The following is a 22579-nucleotide window of genomic DNA, read 5'->3' on the forward strand; positions in this document are numbered from 1 at the left end:
CGCGCGCTGCGCTCAGCCGGCCGCGCGCTGCGCTCAGCCGGCCGCGGCCCGGTCCTTCCGCGCCAGCGCCATCGTGAACACCAGCGCGGCCAGCGCGGTCACGCACAGCAGCGCGAGGCCGAGCGTGTAGCTCCCGGTCGCGGCGTACGTCGTGCCCATGACCAGCGGCGGGAAGTATCCGCCGAGTCCGCCGGCGGCGCCGACGATGCCGGTCACCGTCCCGACTCGCTCCGCGGGCGCACGCTGCGCGACCCACGTGAACACCGCACCCGTCCCGAGGCCGAGGAACCCGGCCATGAGCACGAACTCGGTCCCGGCGATGAGCTCGGGCGGCGGCACGAACGCGATGGCGACGGCCATGACCGCGGCGCCCGCGAGCGAGATCATGAGCACGCGCGCCGGGCCGATCCTGTCGCTCAGCCACCCGCCGATCGGTCGGGCGATGACGGCTGCGATCGCGAAGCCCGCCGTGCGCGTCCCCGCGCCCGTGAGGTCGAACTCGTAGACCTCCTTGAGGTAGGTCGGCAGGTACGTCGAGAACGCCACGAAGCCGCCGAAGGTGACGGCGTACAGGAAGGCCATCTGCCAGGTCACGGCGAGCTTGCTCGCCGCGGCGAGCTTCGGCATGACCCGGTCGGTGTTCGGCTTCCAGGTCGGGGCGTCGCGCATGAACAGCCAGACGATCACCGCGACGACGACGAGTGCGATCGCGATGATCCAGTGCGTGGCCTGGTAGCCGAACCAGGCGACCATGCGCGGGGTGAAGAACGCCGAGAGCGCCGTGCCGCCCATGCCCGCGCCGAACAGGCCCGTCGCGAACCCGCGCTTCTTCGGGTCGTACCAGGCGTTCACGAACGGGATGCCGACCGCGAACGTGGTTCCGGCGACGCCCAGGATGAACCCGAACACGATCAGGAGGGCATACGAGCCGGCCTCACCGGCCCACATCACCAGCAGCACCGGGATCGCCGAGAACGCGGTGAGGATCGTGAACATGATGCGCCCGCCGAAGCGGTCGGTGAGGGCGCCCGTGAGGATGCGCCCGACGGACCCCACGATCACCGGCGTCGCGATGATCATCGACTGCTGCGTGGCATCCAGCCCGAGTTCGTCGGCGTAGCGCACCGCCAGCGGGGCGATCATGTTCCACGCCCAGAAGGTGATCGTGAAGGCCAGCAGCGCCAGCCCGAGGTTGAGTCCCCGGCCCGGCAGGATGGTCGACCCGGTTGCGGGTGCAGCGGATGCCTCGGTCATCAGTTCCCCTTTCCGATGCGGTCCGGCGTGCGGACGGAGCCTCCGTCGCGGGTCCGGTCCGGTGTGCCGACGGGTGCCCAGCCGCGCCGCCCGGCGCCCGCGCCCGGAGCCGGACGGGAATCACGTGAGCGATACACGATGTACGGGCGGAAGAGGTAGTGCACCGGTGCGGTGAACGCGTGCACGAGGCGCGTGAACGGCCAGATGATGAACAGCAGCATGCCGATGAGCGTGTGGATCTTGAAGTCGATCCCGGCCGCGGCCATCGCGGCGATGTCGGGCTGGAAGACGAACAGCGACCGGAACCACGGTGCGACGGTGTCGCGGTAGGTGACCTCCTGGTGCGGGCCGAACACGCTGATGAGCGTCGTCGCGAGCCCCGCGATGATCGCCGCGACGAGCACCACGTACATGGTCTTGTCGTTCTTCGTGGTCGCCATGAACACCGGGCCGGTCGTGCGTCGACGCCAGATGAGGATCGCGACGCCCGCGAGCGTGGCGATGCCCGCGACCGAGCCGAGGCCGAGGGCGACGACGTGGTACATGTCCTCGGTGACCCCGACGGCCTCGGTCCAGGCCTTCGGGATGACGAGGCCGATCGCATGGCCGATGACGACGACGAGGATGCCGAAGTGGAACAGCGGCGACCCGATGCGCAGCAGGCGCGACTCGTAGAGCTGGGACGACCTGGTCGTCCAGCCGAACTGGTCGTAGCGGTAGCGCCAGACCAGTCCGCCGATGAGCACGGCGATCATGACGTACGGCAGGATGCCCCACAGCACGACGTCCCAGTCCATCAGCGTCCTCCTCCGGTCGTCGCCATCGGCAGCAGCCGAGGGTCGTACGGGTCGAGCCCGACCGACTCCGTCGGCGGTCCCGAAGCGGCCATCGCCATCGCCTGCTGCCGGTCGGCCGGCGAGCGGCCGGGCAGGGTCGCGCACACCGCGGCGACGACCCCGGCGTACGGCGACCCGCGCTCCTCGAGCGCGAGGCGGATGAGTTCGAGGCTCGCGCGGTACTCCTGCATGAGCGCTGCGCCGTCCTCCGGCCGGTGCCGGGCGTACTCCAGCGCGAGCGGCAGGTGGTCGGGCAGCTCGCCCGTGCCGCCGAGCTCGAACCCCGCCTCGCGGTAGCGCTGCTTGAACTCGGCCAGCACCGTCCCGCGGCGGCGGGTGTCGCCGTCGGTCCAGTACGACAGGTACAGCGCATGCCGCTTCGACATGTCGAACACGTCGACGTAGGCGGCCTGCACCGTCGCGGGCGACTCGATCGCCCACCAGTCCAGCAGGGGCGCGAACGAGGCGGCGGCCTCGGGCGCCGACTCGGTGAGCGCGTCGCGGACGATCCCGGCGAGCTCGAGCACCCCGTCATCGGGGTAGCTCAGGCAGACGGATGCCGCCTGGTACACGATCGCCCGGTTCACCGTCCGCTCCCGTCGGCGTCGGCCGCGGCATCCGCTTCGGCGCCCTTCGCCGGGAACAACCCGCTCGGGCTGCCGTTGCCGTCCCAGTTCAGCAGGTTGACCCGGCCGCGCAGCGACTCGCTGTCGGCGGCGCGCTCGGCGGTCTGGCGGTCGCGCAGGGCCTGGAACGTCTCGACCGCGACGGGCGCCGGGCGACCGCTCGCCTCGCCGAACGGACCCGAACCGATCTCGTACGGGCCGCCGTCGAAGTCGAGCGAGCACCCGAGCTCCTCGAGCTCGTGCGCCCGCTCGTAGTGGGCGGTCGGGATCACGTACCGCTCGTCGTACTTCGCGATCGCGAGCAGCCGGTACATCTCGTACATCGTCGCGCCGTCCATGCCGACCGCCTGCGGGATCGACTCGTCCTTCGGCTGCTCGAGTGCGATGTCGCGCAGGTACGCGCGCATCGCCGCGAGCTTGCGGAGCACCCCCGTGACCAGGTCGGTGTCGCCCGCGGTGAACAGCTCCGCGAGGTACTCGACCGGGATCCGCAGCGACTCGATCGCGCCGAACAGCGTGCCCGCCGACTCGGCGTCGTGGCCCTGGTCGCGCAGCACGTCGACGATCGGCGAGAGCGGCGGGATGTACCAGACCATCGGCATGGTCCGGTACTCGGGGTGCAGCGGGAGCGCGACTCGGTACTTCTTCGCGAGCGCGTAGACCGGCGAGCGGCGGGCCGCCTCCATCCAGTCGTCGGCGATGCCCTGATCGCGCGCCGCCGCGATCACCTCGGGGTCGTCCGGGTCGAGGATCAGGTCGAGCTGCGCCTCGTACAGGTCCTGCTCGTCGGGCGTCGACGCGGCCTCCGTGACCCGGTCGGCGTCGTAGAGGAAGAGCCCCAGGTAGCGCAACCGGCCCACGCACGTCTCCGAGCAGACGGTCGGGATGCCGACCTCGAGGCGCGGGTAGCACATCGTGCACTTCTCGGCCTTGCCGGTCTTGTGGTTGAAGTAGATCTTCTTGTACGGGCATCCGGTTATGCACTGCCGCCAGCCCCGGCAGCGGTCCTGGTCGACGAGGACGATGCCGTCCTCCTCGCGCTTGTAGATCGCACCCGACGGGCACGAGGCCATGCACGACGGGTTCAGGCAGTGCTCGCAGATGCGCGGCAGGTAGAACATGAACGACTGCTCGAGCTGGAACTTGATCGCGTCCTCCGACTCGCGCCGCACCTTCTCGACCACCGGGTCGAGGTGCCCGAGTTCGCTCGTGCCGCCGAGGTTGTCGTCCCAGTTCGCCGACCACGTGATCTTCGTGTCCTCGCCGGTGATGAGCGACTTCGGCCGGGCCACGGGGAAGTCGTCGCCGAGCGGCGCGTCGATGAGGGTCTGGTAGTCGTAGGTCCACGGCTCGTAGTAGTCCTCGAGCTCGGGCTGCACCGGCGAGGAGAAGATCGTCAGCAGGCGCTTGAGCCGGCTGCCCGTGCGCAGCTTCAGCCGGCCGCGGCCGTTGAGCTCCCATCCGCCCTTCCACTGCTCCTGGTCCTCGTACCGGCGCGGGTACCCCTGCCCCGGTCTCGTCTCCACGTTGTTGAACCACACGTACTCGGTGCCCGCCCGGTTCGTCCACGCCTGCTTGCACGTGACCGAACAGGTGTGGCATCCGATGCACTTGTCGAGGTTCATGACCATGCCCATCTGGGCCATGACGCGCATCAGCGGTTCACCTCCCGAACTGCGTCCATCAGTACGTCACCTCCTGCGAACGGCGACGGATCGTCGCCACCATGTCCCGCTGGTTGCCGGTCGGCCCCAGGTAGTTGAACGTGTACGACAACTGCGCGTAGCCGCCGATGAGGTGCGACGGTTTCACGAGCAGGCGCGTGACCGAGTTGTGGATGCCGCCGCGCCGGCCTGTGGCCTCCGACTTGGGCACGTCGATCGTCCGCTCCTGGGCGTGGTGGACGTAGACGACGCCCTCGGGCATCCGGTGCGAGACGATCGCGCGGGCCACGAGCACGCCGTTGGAGTTCACGCATTCGACCCAGTCGTTGTCGGCCGCGCCGATCGCCCCCGCGTCCTGCGGACTCATCCAGACCGTGGGCCCGCCGCGCGAGAGCGAGAGCATGAACAGGTTGTCCTGGTACTCGGAGTGGATCGACCACTTCGAGTGCGGGGTGAGGTACCGCACGACGACCTGCTGCCGCCCGTCGGGACCGAGCCGGGGTTCGCCGAACAGGCGGTGCATGTCGAGCGGCGGGCGGTAGATCGGCATCGTCTCGCCGAGGTCGCGCATCCAGTCGTGGTCGACGTAGAAGTGCATGCGCCCGGTGAGCGTGTGGAACGGCTTCAGGCGCTCGATGTTCACGGTGAACGGCGCGTAGCGCCGGCCCCCGGTCTCCGAGCCCGACCACTCCGGGCTGGTGATCACGGGCTGCGGGGCGGATTGCGTCATCGCGAACGTGATGCGCTTCTCCTCCGAGCCCTCCGCGAGGTCGGCGAGCGGCTTGCCGACCCGCTTCTCGAGCGTCTTGAAGCCCTGCACGGCGAGTTCGCCGTTCGTGGTGCCCGAGAACGACAGGATCGCCTCGGCCATCTTCACGTCGGTGTCGATCGCGGGCCGGCCCGCGGCGGGCCCGGACGGCATGACGCCGTGCTGCTTCGCGAGCCGGTCGACCTCGTGCGACACGTCGTAGGTCACGTTCTTGATCGTGAACCCGAGCTTGTCGGCGAGGGGCCCGACGGTGGCGAGCTTGTCCGCGATCGCGGTGTAGTCGCGTTCGACGACCTGGAAGACGGGCATGGTCTTCCCCGGCGTCGCCGCGACGTCGCCGCGGGCCCAGTCCCGGACCGCGCCGCCGGGCTGCGACGTCTCGCCCGGGGTGTCGTGCTGCATCGGCACCGAGACGAGGTCCTTCCGGGTGCCGAGGTGGGTGGCCGCCATGCGCGAGAACTCGCGGGCGATCGCGTGGAACATGTCGAAGTCGCTCTTGGCCTCCCACGGCGGGTCGATCGCCGGGGTGAACGCGTGCACGAACGGGTGCATGTCGGTCGAGGAGAGGTCGTGCTTCTCGTACCAGGTCGCCGCGGGGAACACCACGTCCGAGAGCAGCGTCGTCGACGTCATCCGGAAGTCGGCCGAGACGAGCAGGTCGAGCTTGCCCTCGGGGATCTCGTCGCGCCAGGCGATCTCCTTCGGCCGAACGGATGCCTCGTCCGAGGCCATCACGTTCGAGTGCGTGCCGAGCAGGTACTTCAGGAAGTACTCGTTGCCCTTCGCCGAGGACCCCATGAGGTTGGATCGCCACAGGGTGAGCAGGCGCGGCCAGTTCTCGGGTGCGTCGACGTCGCTGATCGCGGTCTTCAGCGAACCGTCGCCGAGCGACGCCGCGACGAAGGATGCCGCGTTCGCGGCGGTGCCGTCGGCGACCGCGCGCTCGGCGGCCTCGGCCACCTCGAGCGGGTTGCGGTCGAACTGCGGGTAGAAGGGCATCCAGCCCAGGCGCGCGGACTGCGCGATCGTGTCGGCCGTGTGCATGCCCGCGAGGTTGCCCTCGGCCAGCGGCGACGCGAGGGCGTCGGCCGAGTACCCGTCGAAGCGCCACTGGTCGGTGTGCATGTACCAGTACGACGTGCCCGTCATGGTGCGCGGCGGGCGGGACCAGTCGAGCGCGTTCGCGAGCGAGAGCCAGCCGGTGATCGGTCGGCACTTCTCCTGCCCGACGTAGTGGGCCCAGCCGCCGCCGTTGCGGCCCATCGAGCCGGTGAGCATGAGCAGCGCGAGGATCGAGCGGTAGGTCGCGTCGCCGTGGAACCACTGGCAGATGCCGGCGCCCATGATGACCATCGTCCGCCCGCCCGAGTCGACCGCGTTCTGCGAGAACTCGCGCGCGATGCGGATGCACTGCTCGGCCGGGACACCCGTGATGTCCTCCTGCCAGGCGGGGGTGTACGGGGTCTCGCGGTCGTCGTAGTCGGTCGGCCACTCGCCGGGGAGCCCGTCGCGGCCGACGCCGTACTGCGCGAGCAGCAGGTCGAACACGGTCGTGACCAGGCGCCCGCCGACCCGTGCCGCGGGCACGCCGCGGCGCAGCACCCCGCCCGACCCGTCGGGCGCGTCGAACCTGGGGAGCTGGACCTCGACGTCTTCGGCAGCGATCTTCGCGTCCCGCACCGAGAGCGCCGGGACCGTGCCGTCGAGGTCGAGGTTCCAGCGCCCGACGCCCGACTCCGCGTAGCGGAAGCCCATCGACCCGTTCGGCACGACCGGTTCGCCCGTCGCGGCCGCGAGCAGGACCGTCTTCCACTGGTCCTCGTCGGTGGTGCCGCCCAGGTCGGCCGACGTGAGGAACTTGCCGGGCACGAGCCCGCCGTCGGCGTGTTCGACGAGCGTGATCAGGTGCGGCAGGTCGGTGTACTTGGTCGCGAAGTCGACGAAGAACGGCACCCGCCGGTCGACGTAGCGCTCCTTGAGCAGCACGTGCCCCATCGCCATCGCCAGGGCCGCATCGGTGCCGGCCTGGCAGCGCATCCACTCGTCGGCGAACTTCGTGTTGTCGGCGTAGTCGGGGCTGACCGTGACGACCTTCGTGCCCCGGTAGCGCACCTCGGCCATCCAATGGGCGTCGGGCGTGCGCGTCACCGGCACGTTCGAGCCCCACATCATGAGGTAGGTGGCATCCCACCAGTCACCGGACTCGGGAACGTCGGTCTGGTCGCCGAACACCTGCGGACTCGCGACCGGCAGGTCGGCGTACCAGTCGTAGAAGCTCGTCATCACGCCGCCCACGAGCTGGGTGAACCGCGTGCCGATGCAGTGCGAGACCATCGACATCGCGGGGATCGGCGAGAATCCCGCGACCCGGTCGGGGCCGTACTCCTTGATCGTGTGCACGTAGCCCGCCGCGACGAGTTCGGTGGCCTCCGCCCAGGTCGTGCGCACCAGCCCGCCCTTGCCGCGGGCCTGCTGGTACCGCCTGCGGGTCTCGGGGTTCCGGGTCACGTCGCCGAAGGCGAGGACGGGGTCGCCCGTGCGCGCCTTCGCCTCGCGGTACGCGTCGAGCAGCGCGCCGCGCACGTACGGGTAGCGCACGCGCGTCGGCGAGTACGTGTACCAGGAGAACGCAGCCCCGCGGGGGCACCCGCGGGGCTCGTACTCGGGGCGGTCGGGGCCCACGCTCGGGTAGTCGGTCTGCTGCGCCTCCCACGTGATGATGCCGTCCTTGACGTACACCTTCCACGAGCAGGACCCCGTGCAGTTCACGCCGTGCGTGGAGCGGACGACCTTGTCGTGGCTCCAGCGATCGCGGTAGAACGCGTCGCCGGATCTGCCGCCCTGGAGGAACGTCGCCCGGTGGTCGGGCGTCTCGTCTCGCCTCGTGAAGAAGCGTCCGACTTCGAGCAGCGCGTCGGACGCGGGACCGTCGACTCCATGAGACCTGGCCATGGCACGGACCTTATCCGCCGCGATTCGATTCCGGTAGGGGCCTCCGGGGCGCGTCGCGGCGGACCCGGATCCGGGGTCCCCGACGTACGATGACAGGACCACGCCAACGCCCGACGGGAGGCGCCATGGTCCAGGTCCGCGTCCTCGGGGTCGCGCTCGACGCGGCCCGCCAGCACATCGTCCTGCTCAAGCCCCTCGCCGACGAGACGGGCGAGGGGCGCGTCCTGCCGATCTGGATCGGCGAGCAGGAGGCGACCTCGATCCTCATCGCCCTGGGCGGCGATCACGCGCCCCGGCCGCTCACGCTCGACCTGATGGTCGCGGTCTTCGGCTCGCTCGATGCGACCGTGGAGCGCATCGAGGTCGTCAGGATCGAGGAGGGGACCTTCTACGCGCTGCTCACGCTCGCCACGCCCGCAGGGCCGATCGTGCTCGATGCCCGGCCGTCGGATGCCATCGGGCTCGCCGTGCGCGTCGACGCCCCGCTGCACGTCGCGGACGCGGTCATGGACGAAGCCGGCATCCCCGCCGAGATGGTCGAGCACCACGACAGCGCCGACGACGAGAAGCTCGAGGAGTTCAAGAAGTTCCTCGACGAAGTCGATCCCGAGGATTTCCAGGGCTGACGTCGACAAGCGGGTCCGATGCACTCCAGACTGTGACGCACGGTCTTTCACGAAGGAGTGATCAATGGGGCCACTGACGACGATCGGACTTCCGGTCGCCCTGGGCATCATCATGTTCGGCCTCGGGCTCAGCCTGACCCCGCGCGACTTCGCGCGGGTCGCGACGCAGCCGAAGGCGGTGCTCGTGGCCCTCGCGTGCCAGCTCGTGCTGCTTCCCGCGATCTGCTTCGGGCTCGTGCTGCTCTTCGACCTGCCGCCGGTGCTCGCCGTGGGAATGATGCTGCTCGCCGCCTCGCCGGGCGGAACGACCGCGAACCTCTACTCCCACCTGTTCCGCGGCGACGTCGCGCTGAACATCTCGTTGACCGCGCTGAACTCGGTCATCGCGGTGTTCACGCTGCCGCTCATCGCGAACCTGTCGATCGCGTTCTTCCTCCCGGGCGATGACGGGCTCGGGCTCCAGCTGGCCAAGACGGTCGAGGTCTTCGCGATCGTGCTGCTGCCCGTTGTGGCGGGCATGCTCGTGCGCCGGTGGCGGGCCGGGTTCGCCGACCGGATGGACCGTCCGGTGCGCATCGCGTCGATCGTGATCCTCGTGGTCGTCATCGGCGGGGCGATCGCGTCGAACTTCGACCTGCTCGTCGAGAACTTCGGGCGCCTGGCGGGCATCACGGTGCTCTTCTGCGTGCTGAGCCTCGGCATCGGTTACCTCGTTCCCCGACTGCTGCGCGTCGAACGACGCCAGGCCGTGGCGAGTTCGTTCGAGATCGGCATCCACAACGCCACCCTCGCGATCGTGATCGCGCAGACCGTCATCGGCAGCGTCGAGATGAGCCTGCCTGCCGCGGTCTACGGCGTGCTCATGTTCTTCGTCGCGCTCGCGTTCGGGTTCCTCATCAGGGGCAGAGGGGCGGATGCCGCGGCCGAGCCTGCGACGGAAGCCTCGGGCGCGCACGGCACGTCGTAGATCGTTCGCCTCCGGGGTTGAACCGGCCGAACCCGGCCAGTCGACGCATTCTTGCGTTGCAAGGTAGTATGCGGTGCATGACAGTGGATCCCACCGCGCAGCTGCGCCGGGGCGTCGCCGAGCAGTGCGTGCTCGGCCTACTCCGCGAGCGGCCGCACTACGGGTGGGAGCTCGCCGAGGCCCTCGGCGGGCACGGCATCGTCGCGAGCGCCGGAACGCTCTACCCGCTGCTCGCGAGGCTGCGGACCAGGGGGGTGGTCGAGACGTACACCCAGGACTCCGACGTGGGCCCGACGCGCAAGTACTACCGCTTGACCGAGCGCGGAACGGGCGAACTCACGCAGTTCCGCAGCCAATGGGCCGCGTTCAGCGCCACGGTCGACGACCTGATCGGAAGGGAACCCCGATGATGAACGACACCCGACCACAGGTCGTGCGCGGGTACCTCCGCGAACTCGATGCCGCACTCGAGGGCGTGCCGGACCCGATGCGCCGGGACATCCTCGACGGCATCGCCGCCGACCTCGCCGGGCTCGACGCCCCGGCGGCGGCCACGCGAATCGAGCAGCTCGGCGACCCGAGCGCGATCGCCGCCGAGGCGCGCACCGACGCATCGGACGGGAGCACGCCCCGACCCGCTGCGGTGGCCGCGGCTTCGCCCGCGGCATCCGCTGCGGTGGCCGCGGCTTCGCCCGCGGCATCCGTCTCGGCGGTCTCACCGCGCTGGTACGTCGTCGTGACCTCGCTCACGGTCGCATTCGGCGGATTCGTCGTCCCCATCGCAGGCTGGGTCGTCGGAATCGTGCTCATGTGGCTCTCGAACGCGTGGCAGCGGTGGGAGAAGTGGACGGCGACGCTCGTGGTCGTCGGGGTACCGGCGGCGGTGCTGCTGATCGCATGGCTCTCGGCCGTCACGACCCGTGTGGGGGCGGGAGACACCGGGGAGGTGGCCTCGCCCATCATGCCGTTCGGGTTCAGCGGGTGGCACTCCGGCATCCTGCTCGGCATGCTGCTGCCGGTCGTGGTCGGCATCTGGCTGCTCTGGCGGGGGCTGCGGCGGGGATGACGTCTCGAGACGGCACTGCCCGGCCTGGTCGACCCGCACGCGAGAATGGGCGCATGGCGCGCTCGCATCCCGACCTCACCGATCTGCCGAAGCCGAAGTTCATCATGTCGCCCGAAGGGCGACGCATCGCGACGTACTCGTGGGGCGATCACGACCTGCCGACCGTGCTGTGCGTGCACGGCTTCGCGTCGAGCTGCCGCGACAACTGGGTGAGCACCGGGTGGGTGCGCGACCTCACGCGCGCCGGATTCCGGGTGCTCGGCGTCGATCAGCGCGGGCACGGGGCGAGCGACCGGCCGCACGAGGCGATCGCGTACGGGATGGCGAACTTCGTCGCGGACCTCGAAGCCGTCCTCGACACCTACCTCATCGACACCGTGGCGTACACGGGCTACTCGCTCGGCGCGCGGGTCGGCTGGCAGGTCGCCGTGCAGGCGCCCGGCCGCATCGAGCGGGCCGTGCTCGGCGGGATCCCCGACGGCCGCCCGCTCGCCCGCATGCACCTCGATCAGGCGCGCGCCTACGCCGAGCACGGCACGCCGATCGCCGACCCCGTGACGAAGTCGTACGTCGAGCTCGCCGAACGCGTCGACGGCAACGACGTCCGCGCGCTCGTCGCCCTCGCCGAGGGCATGCGCGACGGCGACGCCGATCCGGACCCGGCCGACCCGCCCACGCAGCCGATCCTGTTCGCCACGGGCACCGACGACGCGATCATCGAGCAGTCGCGCGCGCTCGCAGAGGCGACTCCGGCGGGCACGTTCGTCGAGGTGCCCGGGCGGCACCACTTCAACGCACCGGGATCGCGTCACTTCCGGCGAGCGGCGGTCGAGTTCCTCGGCGGTCAGGCCGTCTCGAAGTAGAGCTGCGTGTGCAGCCGGCACCGCGGGTTGAACGCGGCGGCGCACACGCACCGCGTCTGCCCGTCGACGACCGCCCCGAGCACGCGGGATCGGGCGGCGGGAGTGCCGGCCATCACTCGATGCCGCGCGAACCGCGGTCGTGGTGCGAGACGTCGCCGCCGGGTTCGACCATGGCGCCGGCCTCGCCGGCGGCGAGGGTCGCGATCGAGCCCGTGTCAGCGGTCTCATCCACGTCTGCGCCGCCGACCGCGGACTCGCGTGCGGCCCGTTCGTCGGCGGCCTCCTGCATGGCCGACTTGGCGCGCAGCGGCGGGGTCCGGAAGAACAGCGAGAGCACGAACGCCACGAACACGACCCCGAGAGCGACCCGGTAGACCGCCACGGCCGACTCGTTGAATGCGACGAGAAACGGCTCGGTCAGCCGCGGGTCGGCACCCGTGAGGAACGACGTGTCGTCGAGGGCCCCGCCGCCGACCGCGCCGTCCTCGCCCTCGCCTGCGGACGGGTCGGCGAGCGCCGCCGTGATCGCGGGCAGCGCCTCATCGACGACCTGAGCCCGCGTCGCGTCGTCGCCGAGATCGACCTGCGGCGGCAGGTTCGCCACGATCGGCTCGACGATCGGCCCGTAGACCGTCGCCATGATCGCGGCGTTCTCCGGGGCTTCGGCCACGGCCGGGTCGAGGGCGGCGTCGAGCGCGGCCGTGAGCGTCTCGTCGTCGGAGAGCGACACGGTCACGTTCTGGGGCACGAGCGTGAACAGCAGTGAGAGGAGTACCGCCGTTCCCGCGGTTCCGCCGATCTGCCGGAAGAACGTGGACGCGCTCGTCGCGACGCCCATGTCGCGCAGGCCCACGGAGTTCTGGCTCGCGATCGTGAGCGTCTGCATGAGCTGCCCGAGGCCCAGCCCGATGAGGAGCATCGCCCCGGCCATGACCCAGTACGACGAATCGTGCTGGAGGGTCGTGAGATCGAGGAAGCCTGCCGCGAGCAGCGCGGTCCCGAGGATCGGGAAGATCCGATAGTGGCCGGTGCGGGCGATGATCTGCCCGCTCGCGATCGACGCGACCATCAGCCCGAGGATCATCGGCAGCATCTGGAGGCCGCTCTCGGTCGGCGTCGAACCGAGGACGAGCTGCAGGTACAGCGGGAGCGTGAGCATCGCGCCGAACATCCCGAATCCGACGAAGACGCCGATGACCGTGGCCATCGAGAACGTCGCGGAACGGAACAGCTTGAGCGGGATGATCGCGTCGTCGCCCATCGCCCGCTCGATGAAGACGAAGGCCGTGAGGCCGGTCGCGCCGAGCGCGTAGCACGCGATCGCGAGGGGGCTCGTCCAACCCCAGTCGCGCCCCTCCTCCGCCACGAGCAGCAGCGGAACCAGGCCGACGATGATCGCGCTCGCGCCCCACCAGTCGATGCGCACGCCGGGGTGCTCGTGCCGCGGCAGGTGCAGGAAGCGCATGACGACGGCGAGCGCGACCAACCCGATGGGCACGTTGATGAGGAACACCCAGCGCCAGCCCGAGATCCCGAGGATCTCCTCGGCGCCGGCGAACAGTCCGCCCACGAGCGGCCCGATGAGGCTCGAGATGCCGAACACCGCGAGGAAGTAGCCCTGGTAGCGCGCACGCTCGCGCGGCGCGAGCATGTCGCCCATGATCGCGAGCGGCATCGACATGAGCCCGCCCGCGCCGAGCCCCTGGATCGCGCGGAACGCCGCGAGCTCGAGCATCGAGGTCGAGAAGGTCGCCAGGAGCGAGCCGGCCATGAAGATCACGATCGCCGCGATGAACAACGGCCTGCGACCGAAGATGTCCGAGAGCTTGCCGTAGATCGGCGTCGAGATGGTCGACAGGATCAGGTACGCCGTCGTCACCCACGCCTGCTGGCTGAGCCCGTCGAGGTCGTCGCCGATCGTGCGGATGGCGGTGCCCACGACCGTCTGGTCGAGCGCCGAGAGGAACATGCCCGCCATGAGGCCGAAGATCACGAAGAGGATCTGCCTGTGCGACATCAGCGGCGTCGAGGCCGGGGGTGGATTCGTCATGACAGGGGCATCGTAGACCTCTCAGGGTGTTCCCTGTCGCGTCGGACCCGGGCGAGGCCTAGCCTCGGCCACGTGGCATCCGTTCGCGATGCCCCGCGAGGAGGCCCGCGATGCTCTCCACCCACAACCTGCCGTCGGTGCCGGCGCCCGACCGGCGCCGGCTCCGCGCGTTCGCGTTCGACCCGATGAGCTCGCGCCTGAGCGGGCGGTTCCTCACGCTCGACATCCCGTTCGAGACCGGCCTGAAGGCCGGGCCGGACGGCGAACTCGTGCAGGTCGTCGACTACGACGCGACCAGGCGCTGCTGGTACCAGCCGGTCGACCTCGACGACCCGCCCGTGCTCGCCCAGGACGGCCTGCGACCTTCGGAGAGCGACCCGCGTTCGCACCAGCAGATCGCCTACGCGGTCACGATGAGCGTGATCGAACGGTTCCAGCGGTTCACGGGCCGCCGGTTCCGATGGCGCGGCGACGACCGGCTGCGGCTCGTGCCGCACGCCTTCTTCGGGCGCAACGCCTACTTCGATCCCGAGCGTCGCGCCGTGCTGTTCGGCTACTACCGCGCCGGCGAGACCGACACCGAGGCGAACCTGCCGGGGCAGATGCTCTTCACGTGCCTGTCGGTCGACATCATCGCCCACGAGGTCACCCACGCGATCGTGCACCGCATGCGACCGCTGTTCACGATCGCGACCAACCCCGACGTGTTCGCATTCCACGAGGCGTTCGCCGACCTCGTCGCACTGTTCCACCACTTCCTGTTCCGAGACATCGTCGAGGAGTTCGTCGCGGCATCCCGAAGCGAACTGGCGGATGCCGCGGCGCTCCTCTCGCTCGCCGACGAGTTCGGCCGCTCGACCGGCCGGGGCGGGCCGCTGCGTTCGGCCGTCGGTTCCGAGCCGGTTCCGGCCGAGTTCCGCGAGACCCGCGAACCGCACACGCGCGGCGCGATCTTCGTCGCCGCCGTGTTCGACGCCTACCTCGCGACGTACAAGGCCCAGATCGCCGATCTGCGCCGCCTGGCCACGGGTGGGTCGGGCGTGCTCGGCGACGGCGAGCTCTCGCCCGACCTCGTGCGCAGGATCGCCGGCGAAGCGGTGCGCAACGCCGACCGCGTGCTCGGCATGGTCGTGCGCGGGTTCGACTACCTGCCGCCGGTCGACGTCACGTTCGGCGACGTCGTGCGCGCCGTCGTCACCGCGGACCGCGACCTCTTCCCCGACGACGCGATCAACCTCCGAGGGCACCTCGTCGAAGCGTTGCGCCGCCGCGGCATCTTCCCGCCCGGGGTGGTCTCCCTCGCCGACCAGGCGCTGCTGTGGCGGCGACCGCCGAGGCCGCTCAGCCTGACCGTCGGCGACGCGGCCGTCGACCTCGGCCCGCTCATCCTCGACTCGACGATCAAGCTCGACCCGGCGGCATCCAGCCAGGAGGCGGCAGGGGGAGCCGCCCGGCAACGATCCCGCGGCGTGCACGCCCAGGCGCTCGCGTGGGCGAAGGCGCACGCGGTCGAACTCGGGCTCGACCCCGGCACGGGCGGGATGCGCGTGCTCGGCATGCACGTGGGATTCCAATCGGGTGCGGACGGGCAGCCGCACCCGCGCATCTTCCTCCAGGTCGTGCAGCGACGCGAAGACCTGGAGTCGGGAGCGGACCGGGACACCCGGACCAGGCTCTACGCCGGGTGCACCGTGATCGCCGACGTCGACGGGGGAGTGCGATGGCTCGTGGCCAAGCCGCTCCCGTCGAGGTCGTCCGCGGCGCTCGCCGGCACCGCCGAGCCGCTCAGGCCGCACGCCCGCGAGCAGCACGAGGCGGGCGAAACCCGCCTCCGTGGCATCCGCGACTGGTTCGGCGACGTCGAAGACCGCGACCCGCTCGCGATCTGGGTCGACGAGCCGGCCGTCGCCAGGCTCACCTTCGCGAGCCTGCACGAGCCGGAGGGGGACTGACGTGTCCGAGGCGAGCGTGACGATCCGCATGTACAACCCCGGCTTCGGCGACTGCTTCCTCGTCACGGTCGCCGAGGGCGATCGGGTGTGGCGGATGCTGCTCGACTGCGGCGTGCACAGCCACGGGCGGGCACCCGTCGCCGGCGGAACCCGCAGCATCGGCGAGGTGGTCGCGGCGGTCATCGCACACCTCGTCGAGGAGAGCCCCGACGGTCGGCCGAGGCTGGATGTCGTCGCGGCCAGCCACCGCCACGCCGACCATGTCTCGGGCTTCGCCGACGACGCGTGGGCCGAGGTCGAGGTCGGCGAAGTGTGGGTCCCGTTCGTCGAAGACGACCGGGACGATGACGCGAACGCGATCCGGCACGGGCTCGTCGAATCGGCGGTCGCACTCGAGCGCCTCATCGGACTCGCCGCTGACGGCCGCTCGCTCGACTCGCGACCGCGCCTCGCGCTCGCGATGGACTTCGCCGTGAACTCCGGCCCGAACCTCGAGGCCGCGGCGCGACTGGTCGACGGCGGGTTCCGCGGTGGAGCGGAGCGCCACGTCGTCCGGTTCCTGCCCGACCGGCGGGCCGAACGCAACCGCATCGAACTCGGTACGGGTGACGCGGTCGTGCACGTGCTCGGGCCCTCGCGCGACCCGGCGTTCCTGAAGCGCATGGACCCGCCGCCCGCCGTGCGCTGGCTCCGCGACGCGGCAGACGAGCAGGATCCCGGTGACGAGCGCCGCGACCTCTTCGACCCCATGTACGCGGTCGCCCGCGACGAGACCCGAGAGCGGGTTCCGGTCCAGCTCATCCGGTCGCGCGACGCGATGCGACTGGGACGGCTCGCGCTCGACGAGGAGGCGCTGCTGCGGGCGGCATCCGTTCTCGAGCGCTCGGTGAACAACACGAGCCTGTTCTTCGTGCTCGAGGTGCGCGGGGCCCGGTTCGTCTTCGTCGGCGACTCCCAGCACGGGGCGTGGGAACACGTGCTCGGCGACGAGCACGCGAGCGCGCTCGTGCTCGGCGCCGACTTCATCAAGGTCGGCCACCACGGCTCGCACAACTCGACGCCGAAGCCCGTCGCCGAGCGTCTGGTCCGCGAGGGCGGCGTCGCGATGGTTCCGGTCGGCACGGTCGAGCGGTGGAAGCACGCGATCCCCGAGGGCAGGATCCTCGAGGCGCTGCACGACAGCGGGGCGCACGTGATCCGCGCCGACGACCCGGGTTCGGGTGCCGACGGCGACCTCGAGATCGAGGTCGGCCCCGACGAGCTCTGGAGCGAGGTGCGCTTCCGCGTCGGCTGACGCCCTCGGCGCGTGCGGTCGCACGGTCGAAGTGGCGCTCGCGCGACGAGCGGGTAGGGTGGCACGTCGGTCGCGGCATCCGCGGCCCCTACCGGCCCACCCGGCCGCGCGCGACGGGGCGCGCACTCGAGACCCCCGCCTCACCTCGCCCACCGATCGGAACCCCAATGACCGCGCCCGCACGCCCCACCGCCTCCGGCGACCCCGGCCGTGACTCGGCCGCCGCACGCCGCCGCGACCCGAACACCGTGCTCGCCGCACTGCGCAGCCCGCGACTGCTGACCCGCGAAGCGCTCGCAGGCCTCGTCGTCGCGCTCGCGCTCATCCCCGAGGCGATCTCGTTCTCGATCATCGCGGGCGTCGACCCACGGCTCGGACTGTTCTCGTCGTTCGTCATGGCCGTCTCGATCGCCTTCCTCGGCGGCCGTCCGGCGATGATCACCGCCGCGACCGGCGCGGTCGCGCTCGTGATCGCCCCCGTCGCCCGCGAGTACGGCATCGAGTACTTCATCGCGACCGTGATCCTCGCCGGCCTCTTCCAGCTGGCACTCGGGCTCGCGGGCGTCGCGAAGCTCATGCGGTTCATCCCCCGCAGCGTCATGGTCGGCTTCGTCAACGCCCTCGCGATCCTCATCTTCGCGGCGCAGGTCCCGCAGTTGGTCGGCGTGCCGTGGCTGGTCTATCCGCTCGTCGCGGCGGGGATCCTGATCATGGTCGGGCTGCCGCGCCTGACGAAGGCGGTTCCGGCACCGCTCATCGCGATCGTCGCGATCACCGTCCTCGTCGTCTCGGCCGGGTGGCAGGTGCCGACCGTCGGCGACCAGGGCGACCTGCCGCAGAGCCTGCCCGAACTGTTCATCCCCGACGTGCCGCTCACCTGGGACACGTTCGCGATCATCGCGCCCTACGCGCTCGCGATGGCGCTCGTCGGCCTCATGGAGTCGCTCATGACGGCCAAGCTCGTCGACGACATCACCGACACGCGCTCGAACAAGACCCGGGAGTCGCTCGGACAGGGCGTGGCGAACGTGCTCTCCGGCCTCTTCGGCGGCATGGGCGGGTGCGCGATGATCGGCCAGACCATGATCAACGTCAAGGTCTCGGGCGCCCGCACGCGCATCTCGACGTTCCTCGCGGGAGTGTTCCTGCTCGTGCTCGTCCTCGTGCTCGGCGACCTCGTCGCGATCATCCCCATGGCCGCGCTCGTCGCGGTCATGATCATGGTCTCGGTCGCGACGTTCGACTGGCACTCGATCCGGTGGTCGACCCTGCGACGCATGCCGAAGTCGGAGACGGCCGTGATGGTCGCCACGGTCGCGGTCGTCGTCGCCACGCACAACCTCGCGATCGGCGTCATCGTCGGCGTCGTGGTGGCGATGGTCGCGTTCGCCCGTCGCGTCGCGCACTTCGCGACGGTGACGCGTCGCGTCGCCCTCGACGAGCCCGTGCCGACCGCGTACTACACCGTCGAGGGCGAGCTGTTCTTCGCCTCGTCGAACGACCTCACGACGCAGTTCGCCTACGCCGACGACCCCGAGCGGGTCGTGATCGACATGTCGCGCTCGCACATCTGGGACGCATCGACCGTGGCGGCGCTCGACGCGATCACGACCAAGTACGACCACCACGGCGTACGCGTCGTCATCGAGGGGCTCAACGAGGCGAGCTCCGAGATGCACCAGCGCCTGGCCGGCCGCCTCGGCGCCGGGCACTGACGCGCCCCGCCGCAGACGCGACGAGGGGCGGATGCCACGTGGCATCCGCCCCTCGGTTCGTCCTGAGCGCTCAGGCGCTGAGGTCGACGCCCTTGGTCTCCTTCACGAGCGAGACTCCGATGAGCGAGATGACCGCGGCGATCGCGATGTACAGGCCGATCGTCCACGACTGGCCCGTCGCGCCGAGCAGCGCCTCGGCGATCATCGGGGCGAATGCGCCGCCGAGGATCGCGCCGAGGGCGTACCCGATCGAGACGCCCGAGTAGCGCACGTTCGCGGGGAACATCTCCGCGTACAGGGCCGCCTGCGGGCCGTAGGAGAGGCCGAGTCCGAAGGTCATCAGGAACAGCGCGACGAAGTACCAGAGGATGTCGCCGGTGTCGATGAGGAACCACATCGGGATCGCCCACAGCGCGAGGAAGACGTAGCCGATCTGGAAGGTGCGGATCCGGCCGAGACGGTCGGAGAGCGCGCCGCCCCAGAGGGTGAAGACCAGCCAGCCGAACGACGCGAACGTCGTCGCGAGCAGCACCGTCGGGCGGTCCATGCCGAGCGACTTGACCGCGTAGGTCGCGAAGAATGCGATGAGCAGGTAGCCCGCGGCGTTGTTGGCGATGAAGATGATCGCGGTGAGGATGACGTTCTTCGTGTTCGAACGGAACAGGTCCTTCAGCGGAGCCGACGATTCCTTCTTGCGCTCCTGCAGCTGGTGGAAGACCGGGCTCTCCTCGACCGAGCGGCGGATCATGTAGCCGACTGCGATGAGCACGATCGAGAGCAGGAACGGGATGCGCCATCCCCACTCGAGGAACGCCTCGGGCGACATCGAGGTCGTGATGACCCACAGCGTGAACGTCGCGAGGATCATGCCGACGGGGACGCCGATCTGCGGGAACGCGCCGAAGAAGCCGCGGCGGCCCTTCGGTGCGTGCTCGACCGACATGAGCGCGGCGCCGCCCCACTCGCCACCGGCAGAGAAGCCCTGGAGGATGCGCAGCGTGATCAGCAGGATGGGTGCGGCGATGCCGATGGCGGCGTAGGTCGGGAGGAACCCGATGAGCGAGGTCGACAGGCCCATGAGGATGAGCGTGAAGACCAGCATCTTCTTGCGGCCGAGCTTGTCGCCGAGCCAGCCGGCGACGATCGCGCCGAGCGGGCGGAACAGGAACGAGATGCCGATCGTCGCGAAGGCGAGCACCTGCGCGAGCGTCGGGTTCGCCTCGGCGACCGGGGCGAGGAACAACGGCGCGAGGACGAGGCCCGCGGCCTGGGCGTAGATGAAGAAGTCGTACCACTCGATGGACGTGCCGACGAGCGTTCCGGCGAGGACCTTGCGCTCCTCGGTGGACATGCGCGCGGTGCGCGTGGGTTCCTGGACTGCGGTCATGCGAACTCCGTTGTTCTGGGCAGGGCTGATATTCAGGGGTCGGCGCGGGTCGTCGCGCCGTATGCATGGGTTTCCCGACCGATCGTTCGGTTGGAAACATGACCATAGCGCACGACGGCGACACGTGCCAGCCGGGGTTCGGCGCGGGGCGCGGCGCCGGGGTTCAGCGCAGGCAGGGCTCAGCGCAGGTCGAGGCGCATGAGCACGCGCGGGAAGCCGTTGAGCACGCTCGTCGTGTCGGCGGCCTTCACGAAGCCGGCGCGCTCGAACGTCGCGCGCGTGCCGACGTAGGCCATCGTCAGGTCGACCCGCTCGCCGCCGTTGTCGACCGGATACGCCTCGACCATCGGGGCGCCGTGCTCGCGGGCGAACCGGACCGCGCCCGCGACGAGGTGGTGCGAGACGCCCTGCTTGCGGTGCCCGGGCCGGACGCGCACGCACCACAGCGACCACACGTCGAGGTCGTCCACGTGCGGGATGCGGCGATTCGTCGCGAAGCTCGTGTCGGCGCGCGGGTGGATCGCGGCCCAGCCGACCGGTTCGTCGCCGTCGTACGCGACGACGCCCGGCGCCGGATCCTCGCCGCACAGCTCGCGTACGCGATCCCCGCGCTCCGGCCCGCGCAGGGCGAGGTTCTCCTTCGAGGATCGCAGTCGGTAGCTCAGGCAGAAGCACACGTTCGAATCGGGACGCTTCGGCCCGATGACGGCGGCGACATCGTCGAATGCCACTGCGGGCCGGACCTCGATGCTCATGCGCCGAGCACCCTGAGGCCGCCGGTCCATCCGCTCCCGGTCGGGACCGCGGTGTCCGCGATCCGCCCGTCGCGTGCGAAGCCGCCCCACGCGGCGCGCAGCGCCGAGCCCGCCTCGACGAGCGCCTCATCGCCGTGCGGCGCGAGCAGCGGCGTGCCCGCCCACGCCTCGGCCGCGGGGAAGAGCAGCGCCAGCTCGATCGCGTGGGTCGACCCGAGGGAGCCGCCCGCGGGGTGCCCGTCGAACTCGCCGAACCGCACGTTCGCCCCCGCCGAGGCGAGCAACCGGGCGAAGCGCCGGCCGTCCCTCCGGTAGACGCCGTCGGTCGTGCGGGAGGTCACGAGGCGCCTCAGCATCCTGCCGACGACCGGCCGCGCGGCGAGCGCGGCGAGCTTCGGGTCGACCTCGAAGAAGAACGACGTCTCGTCGCGGTTGCAGGTCACGAGCACGTCGAGGCTCGCCGCGCGCTCGCGCCATCGTCGCTCGACCGCAGCCTCTTCCGGGAGGGGCGCGCGGCCGTACCGCGGCCCGAACGGCATCGCGGAGCGCAGGCCCGATCCGGCGGCGGCCGCCTTCGCATCGGCCTGCGCGGCGAACACGTCGTCGATGGGCGCCGCGGGATCGAGTGGGCCTGCCGCGACCCGCATGCGCTCCTGCATCTCGGCCCGCCCCCGGCGGATCCCGAACGGCGCGCTCTGCAGGATGACGCGTCGGAAGAGCCCGTCCGCGCCGTCGGCGGCCAGGACGTGCGCGATCGCATCGGCCCCGGACGACTGGCCCCACGCCGTGACCCGCTCGGGGTCGCCGCCGAACTCGGCGATGTGCGCGCGCACCCAGCGGAACGCGGCGATGAGGTCGTGGAGCGCGAGGTTCGCGGGGTGCGCGTCGTCGGTCGGGTAGCCGAGCTGGCCGAGCCTGCTGGTCACGGCGACCACGAGTACGCCCTGTTCGCGCACGAGTGCCGCCGGGTCGTACCCGGCGAGGTCGCCCGCGCCCGACACGTGCGAGCCGCCGTGGACCCAGACCAGGACGGGCATGCGCTCGCCCCGGTCCTCTGCGGGGCGGGTGATCGACAGCCGAAGGCAGTCCTCGTCGAACTCGACCCCGCGGAGCGGTTCGCCGAGCAGGCGTGCGCTGGGGCTCGCCGGCTGGGGGCACGCCCGACGGATCTCCAGCAGCGGGGCGGCCTCGTCGGGGTCGAGTGCGACCGGGCGCGGAAGCCCGTACCGCCCCGCGGTCGCGTAGCGCAGATTGCGGATGCGCACGACGCCCTCGCCCGCGAGCGCGGCGAACGCCGCGCCGGAGCGGGCGCGGAACGACGTCCGCTCCCCGCTGGGCCCCGAGGTCGCGCTCGCGCCCGCGCTGGCGCTGGCGTTGGCGCTCGCGCTCGCGCCCGAGATCGAAGTCGCGGTCGAGCCGACGTCGGGCATCGGGTCCGGGTGCGTCATGGCGGGCTCCATCGGTCGCGGCGGGTGCGGACATGCACAGGCTATCCGCGCCCGCCGACGTGCTCACCGATGGGGGTTGGTCGCAGCCCCGTCGAGCCACAGCGTGTCGCTCGGGTCGCTGTGCGTCCCGCCGCTGTCGACGTGCTTCGCGCTGATCTGCGGACCCTTCGTGATGACGTGGACGAGGGCCATGGCGTGGCCGCGGCCGAGGCCGTAGTCGGCGGCGAGCCAGTCGACGATGGGTGCGGCCTTCGTACCGGGTCCGAAGCCCCGCTCGTCGGCCAGCGCGACGAACTCGCGCGGGGTGAGCCCGGTCCTGGCCTCGATGTTGTCGAGGTACGACTGGAACGACATG

The 22579-nt window shown here is 70.9% G+C and carries 19 protein-coding genes; 8 read left to right on the forward strand and 11 right to left on the reverse strand.

Features of this window, described 5'->3' with window-relative positions:
* Positions 1-33: 33 nt before the first annotated feature.
* The 5 genes from DSM26151_RS02815 to DSM26151_RS02835 are packed head-to-tail and all read right to left on the reverse strand — an operon-like array spanning position 34 to position 8101.
* The gene (locus DSM26151_RS02815) at positions 34-1254 is read right to left on the reverse strand and encodes a nitrate/nitrite transporter (protein ID WP_234660910.1); all 1221 of its coding nucleotides are present in this window, start codon (positions 1252-1254) and stop codon (positions 34-36) included.
* On the reverse strand, positions 1254-2051 hold the full coding sequence (narI, locus tag DSM26151_RS02820) for a respiratory nitrate reductase subunit gamma (protein WP_234660911.1): 798 nt from the start codon (positions 2049-2051) through the stop codon (positions 1254-1256). Before narI ends, DSM26151_RS02815 begins: the two co-directional genes overlap by 1 nt.
* The gene (gene narJ / locus DSM26151_RS02825) at positions 2051-2677 is read right to left on the reverse strand and encodes a nitrate reductase molybdenum cofactor assembly chaperone (RefSeq protein ID WP_234660912.1); all 627 of its coding nucleotides are present in this window, start codon (positions 2675-2677) and stop codon (positions 2051-2053) included. The genes narI and narJ overlap by 1 nt, the downstream gene beginning before the upstream one ends.
* The gene (gene narH / locus DSM26151_RS02830; protein WP_234660913.1) at positions 2674-4371 is read right to left on the reverse strand and encodes a nitrate reductase subunit beta; all 1698 of its coding nucleotides are present in this window, start codon (positions 4369-4371) and stop codon (positions 2674-2676) included. Before narH ends, narJ begins: the two co-directional genes overlap by 4 nt.
* 28 nt (positions 4372-4399) lie before the next feature.
* On the reverse strand, positions 4400-8101 hold the full coding sequence (locus DSM26151_RS02835) for a nitrate reductase subunit alpha (RefSeq protein WP_234660914.1): 3702 nt from the start codon (positions 8099-8101) through the stop codon (positions 4400-4402).
* 125 nt (positions 8102-8226) lie between these two features.
* Between DSM26151_RS02835 and DSM26151_RS02840 the strand changes: the two genes are divergently transcribed.
* The 5 genes from DSM26151_RS02840 (at position 8227) to DSM26151_RS02860 (ending at position 11623) form a co-directional block, all read left to right on the forward strand.
* Positions 8227-8727: a bifunctional nuclease family protein gene (locus tag DSM26151_RS02840; protein WP_234660915.1), complete on the forward strand. Its 501-nt coding sequence runs from the start codon at positions 8227-8229 to the stop codon at positions 8725-8727.
* 64 nt (positions 8728-8791) lie between these two features.
* Positions 8792-9694 (forward strand): bile acid:sodium symporter family protein, encoded by a 903-nt coding sequence (locus DSM26151_RS02845; RefSeq protein ID WP_234660916.1) that lies wholly within the window; start codon positions 8792-8794, stop codon positions 9692-9694.
* Positions 9695-9771: 77 nt separating this feature from the next.
* Entirely contained in the window at positions 9772-10104 is a 333-nt protein-coding gene (locus tag DSM26151_RS02850; protein WP_234660917.1) for a PadR family transcriptional regulator, read from the forward strand.
* Complete coding sequence (locus DSM26151_RS02855) at positions 10101-10760, forward strand: HAAS signaling domain-containing protein (protein ID WP_234660918.1); 660 nt, start codon at positions 10101-10103, stop codon at positions 10758-10760. Before DSM26151_RS02850 ends, DSM26151_RS02855 begins: the two co-directional genes overlap by 4 nt.
* A gap of 53 nt (positions 10761-10813) precedes the next feature.
* Positions 10814-11623 (forward strand): alpha/beta fold hydrolase, encoded by an 810-nt coding sequence (locus tag DSM26151_RS02860; RefSeq protein ID WP_234660919.1) that lies wholly within the window; start codon positions 10814-10816, stop codon positions 11621-11623.
* Here DSM26151_RS02860 and DSM26151_RS15130 read toward each other — a convergent pair.
* Both DSM26151_RS15130 and DSM26151_RS02865 read right to left on the reverse strand, forming a co-directional pair.
* The gene (locus DSM26151_RS15130; RefSeq protein ID WP_267963242.1) at positions 11605-11736 is read right to left on the reverse strand and encodes a hypothetical protein; all 132 of its coding nucleotides are present in this window, start codon (positions 11734-11736) and stop codon (positions 11605-11607) included. The two genes, DSM26151_RS02860 and DSM26151_RS15130, sit on opposite strands and share 19 nt — an antisense overlap.
* Positions 11736-13673, reverse strand: coding sequence for an MDR family MFS transporter (locus DSM26151_RS02865; RefSeq protein ID WP_234660920.1), 1938 nt, complete (start codon positions 13671-13673; stop codon positions 11736-11738). Before DSM26151_RS02865 ends, DSM26151_RS15130 begins: the two co-directional genes overlap by 1 nt.
* 110 nt (positions 13674-13783) lie before the next feature.
* Here DSM26151_RS02865 and DSM26151_RS02870 point away from each other — a divergent pair, with 110 nt between their 5' ends.
* The 3 genes from DSM26151_RS02870 (at position 13784) to DSM26151_RS02880 (ending at position 18634) form a co-directional block, all read left to right on the forward strand.
* The gene (locus DSM26151_RS02870; RefSeq protein WP_234660921.1) at positions 13784-15625 is read left to right on the forward strand and encodes a gluzincin family metallopeptidase; all 1842 of its coding nucleotides are present in this window, start codon (positions 13784-13786) and stop codon (positions 15623-15625) included.
* Between the two features lies 1 nt (position 15626).
* The gene (locus DSM26151_RS02875; protein WP_234660922.1) at positions 15627-16919 is read left to right on the forward strand and encodes a ComEC/Rec2 family competence protein; all 1293 of its coding nucleotides are present in this window, start codon (positions 15627-15629) and stop codon (positions 16917-16919) included.
* 167 nt (positions 16920-17086) lie between these two features.
* Entirely contained in the window at positions 17087-18634 is a 1548-nt protein-coding gene (locus tag DSM26151_RS02880; RefSeq protein WP_234660923.1) for a SulP family inorganic anion transporter, read from the forward strand.
* 70 nt (positions 18635-18704) lie between these two features.
* On the opposite strand, the gene DSM26151_RS02885 is transcribed toward DSM26151_RS02880, so the two are convergent.
* From DSM26151_RS02885 to DSM26151_RS02900, 4 genes are all read right to left on the reverse strand, one after another.
* The gene (locus DSM26151_RS02885) at positions 18705-20021 is read right to left on the reverse strand and encodes an MFS transporter (protein ID WP_234660924.1); all 1317 of its coding nucleotides are present in this window, start codon (positions 20019-20021) and stop codon (positions 18705-18707) included.
* A 179-nt stretch (positions 20022-20200) separates the two neighbouring features.
* Positions 20201-20776, reverse strand: a complete 576-nt coding sequence (locus tag DSM26151_RS02890; protein WP_234660925.1) for a GNAT family N-acetyltransferase — start codon at positions 20774-20776, stop codon at positions 20201-20203.
* On the reverse strand, positions 20773-22224 hold the full coding sequence (locus tag DSM26151_RS02895; protein ID WP_234660926.1) for a carboxylesterase family protein: 1452 nt from the start codon (positions 22222-22224) through the stop codon (positions 20773-20775). Before DSM26151_RS02895 ends, DSM26151_RS02890 begins: the two co-directional genes overlap by 4 nt.
* Positions 22225-22287: 63 nt before the next feature.
* The gene (locus tag DSM26151_RS02900; RefSeq protein WP_234660927.1) at positions 22288-22578 is read right to left on the reverse strand and encodes a DUF4287 domain-containing protein; all 291 of its coding nucleotides are present in this window, start codon (positions 22576-22578) and stop codon (positions 22288-22290) included.
* Position 22579: the final 1 nt, after the last annotated feature.

The sequence above is a fragment of the Agromyces marinus genome, assembly GCF_021442325.1.
Taxonomy (GTDB): Bacteria; Actinomycetota; Actinomycetes; order Actinomycetales; family Microbacteriaceae; genus Agromyces; species Agromyces marinus.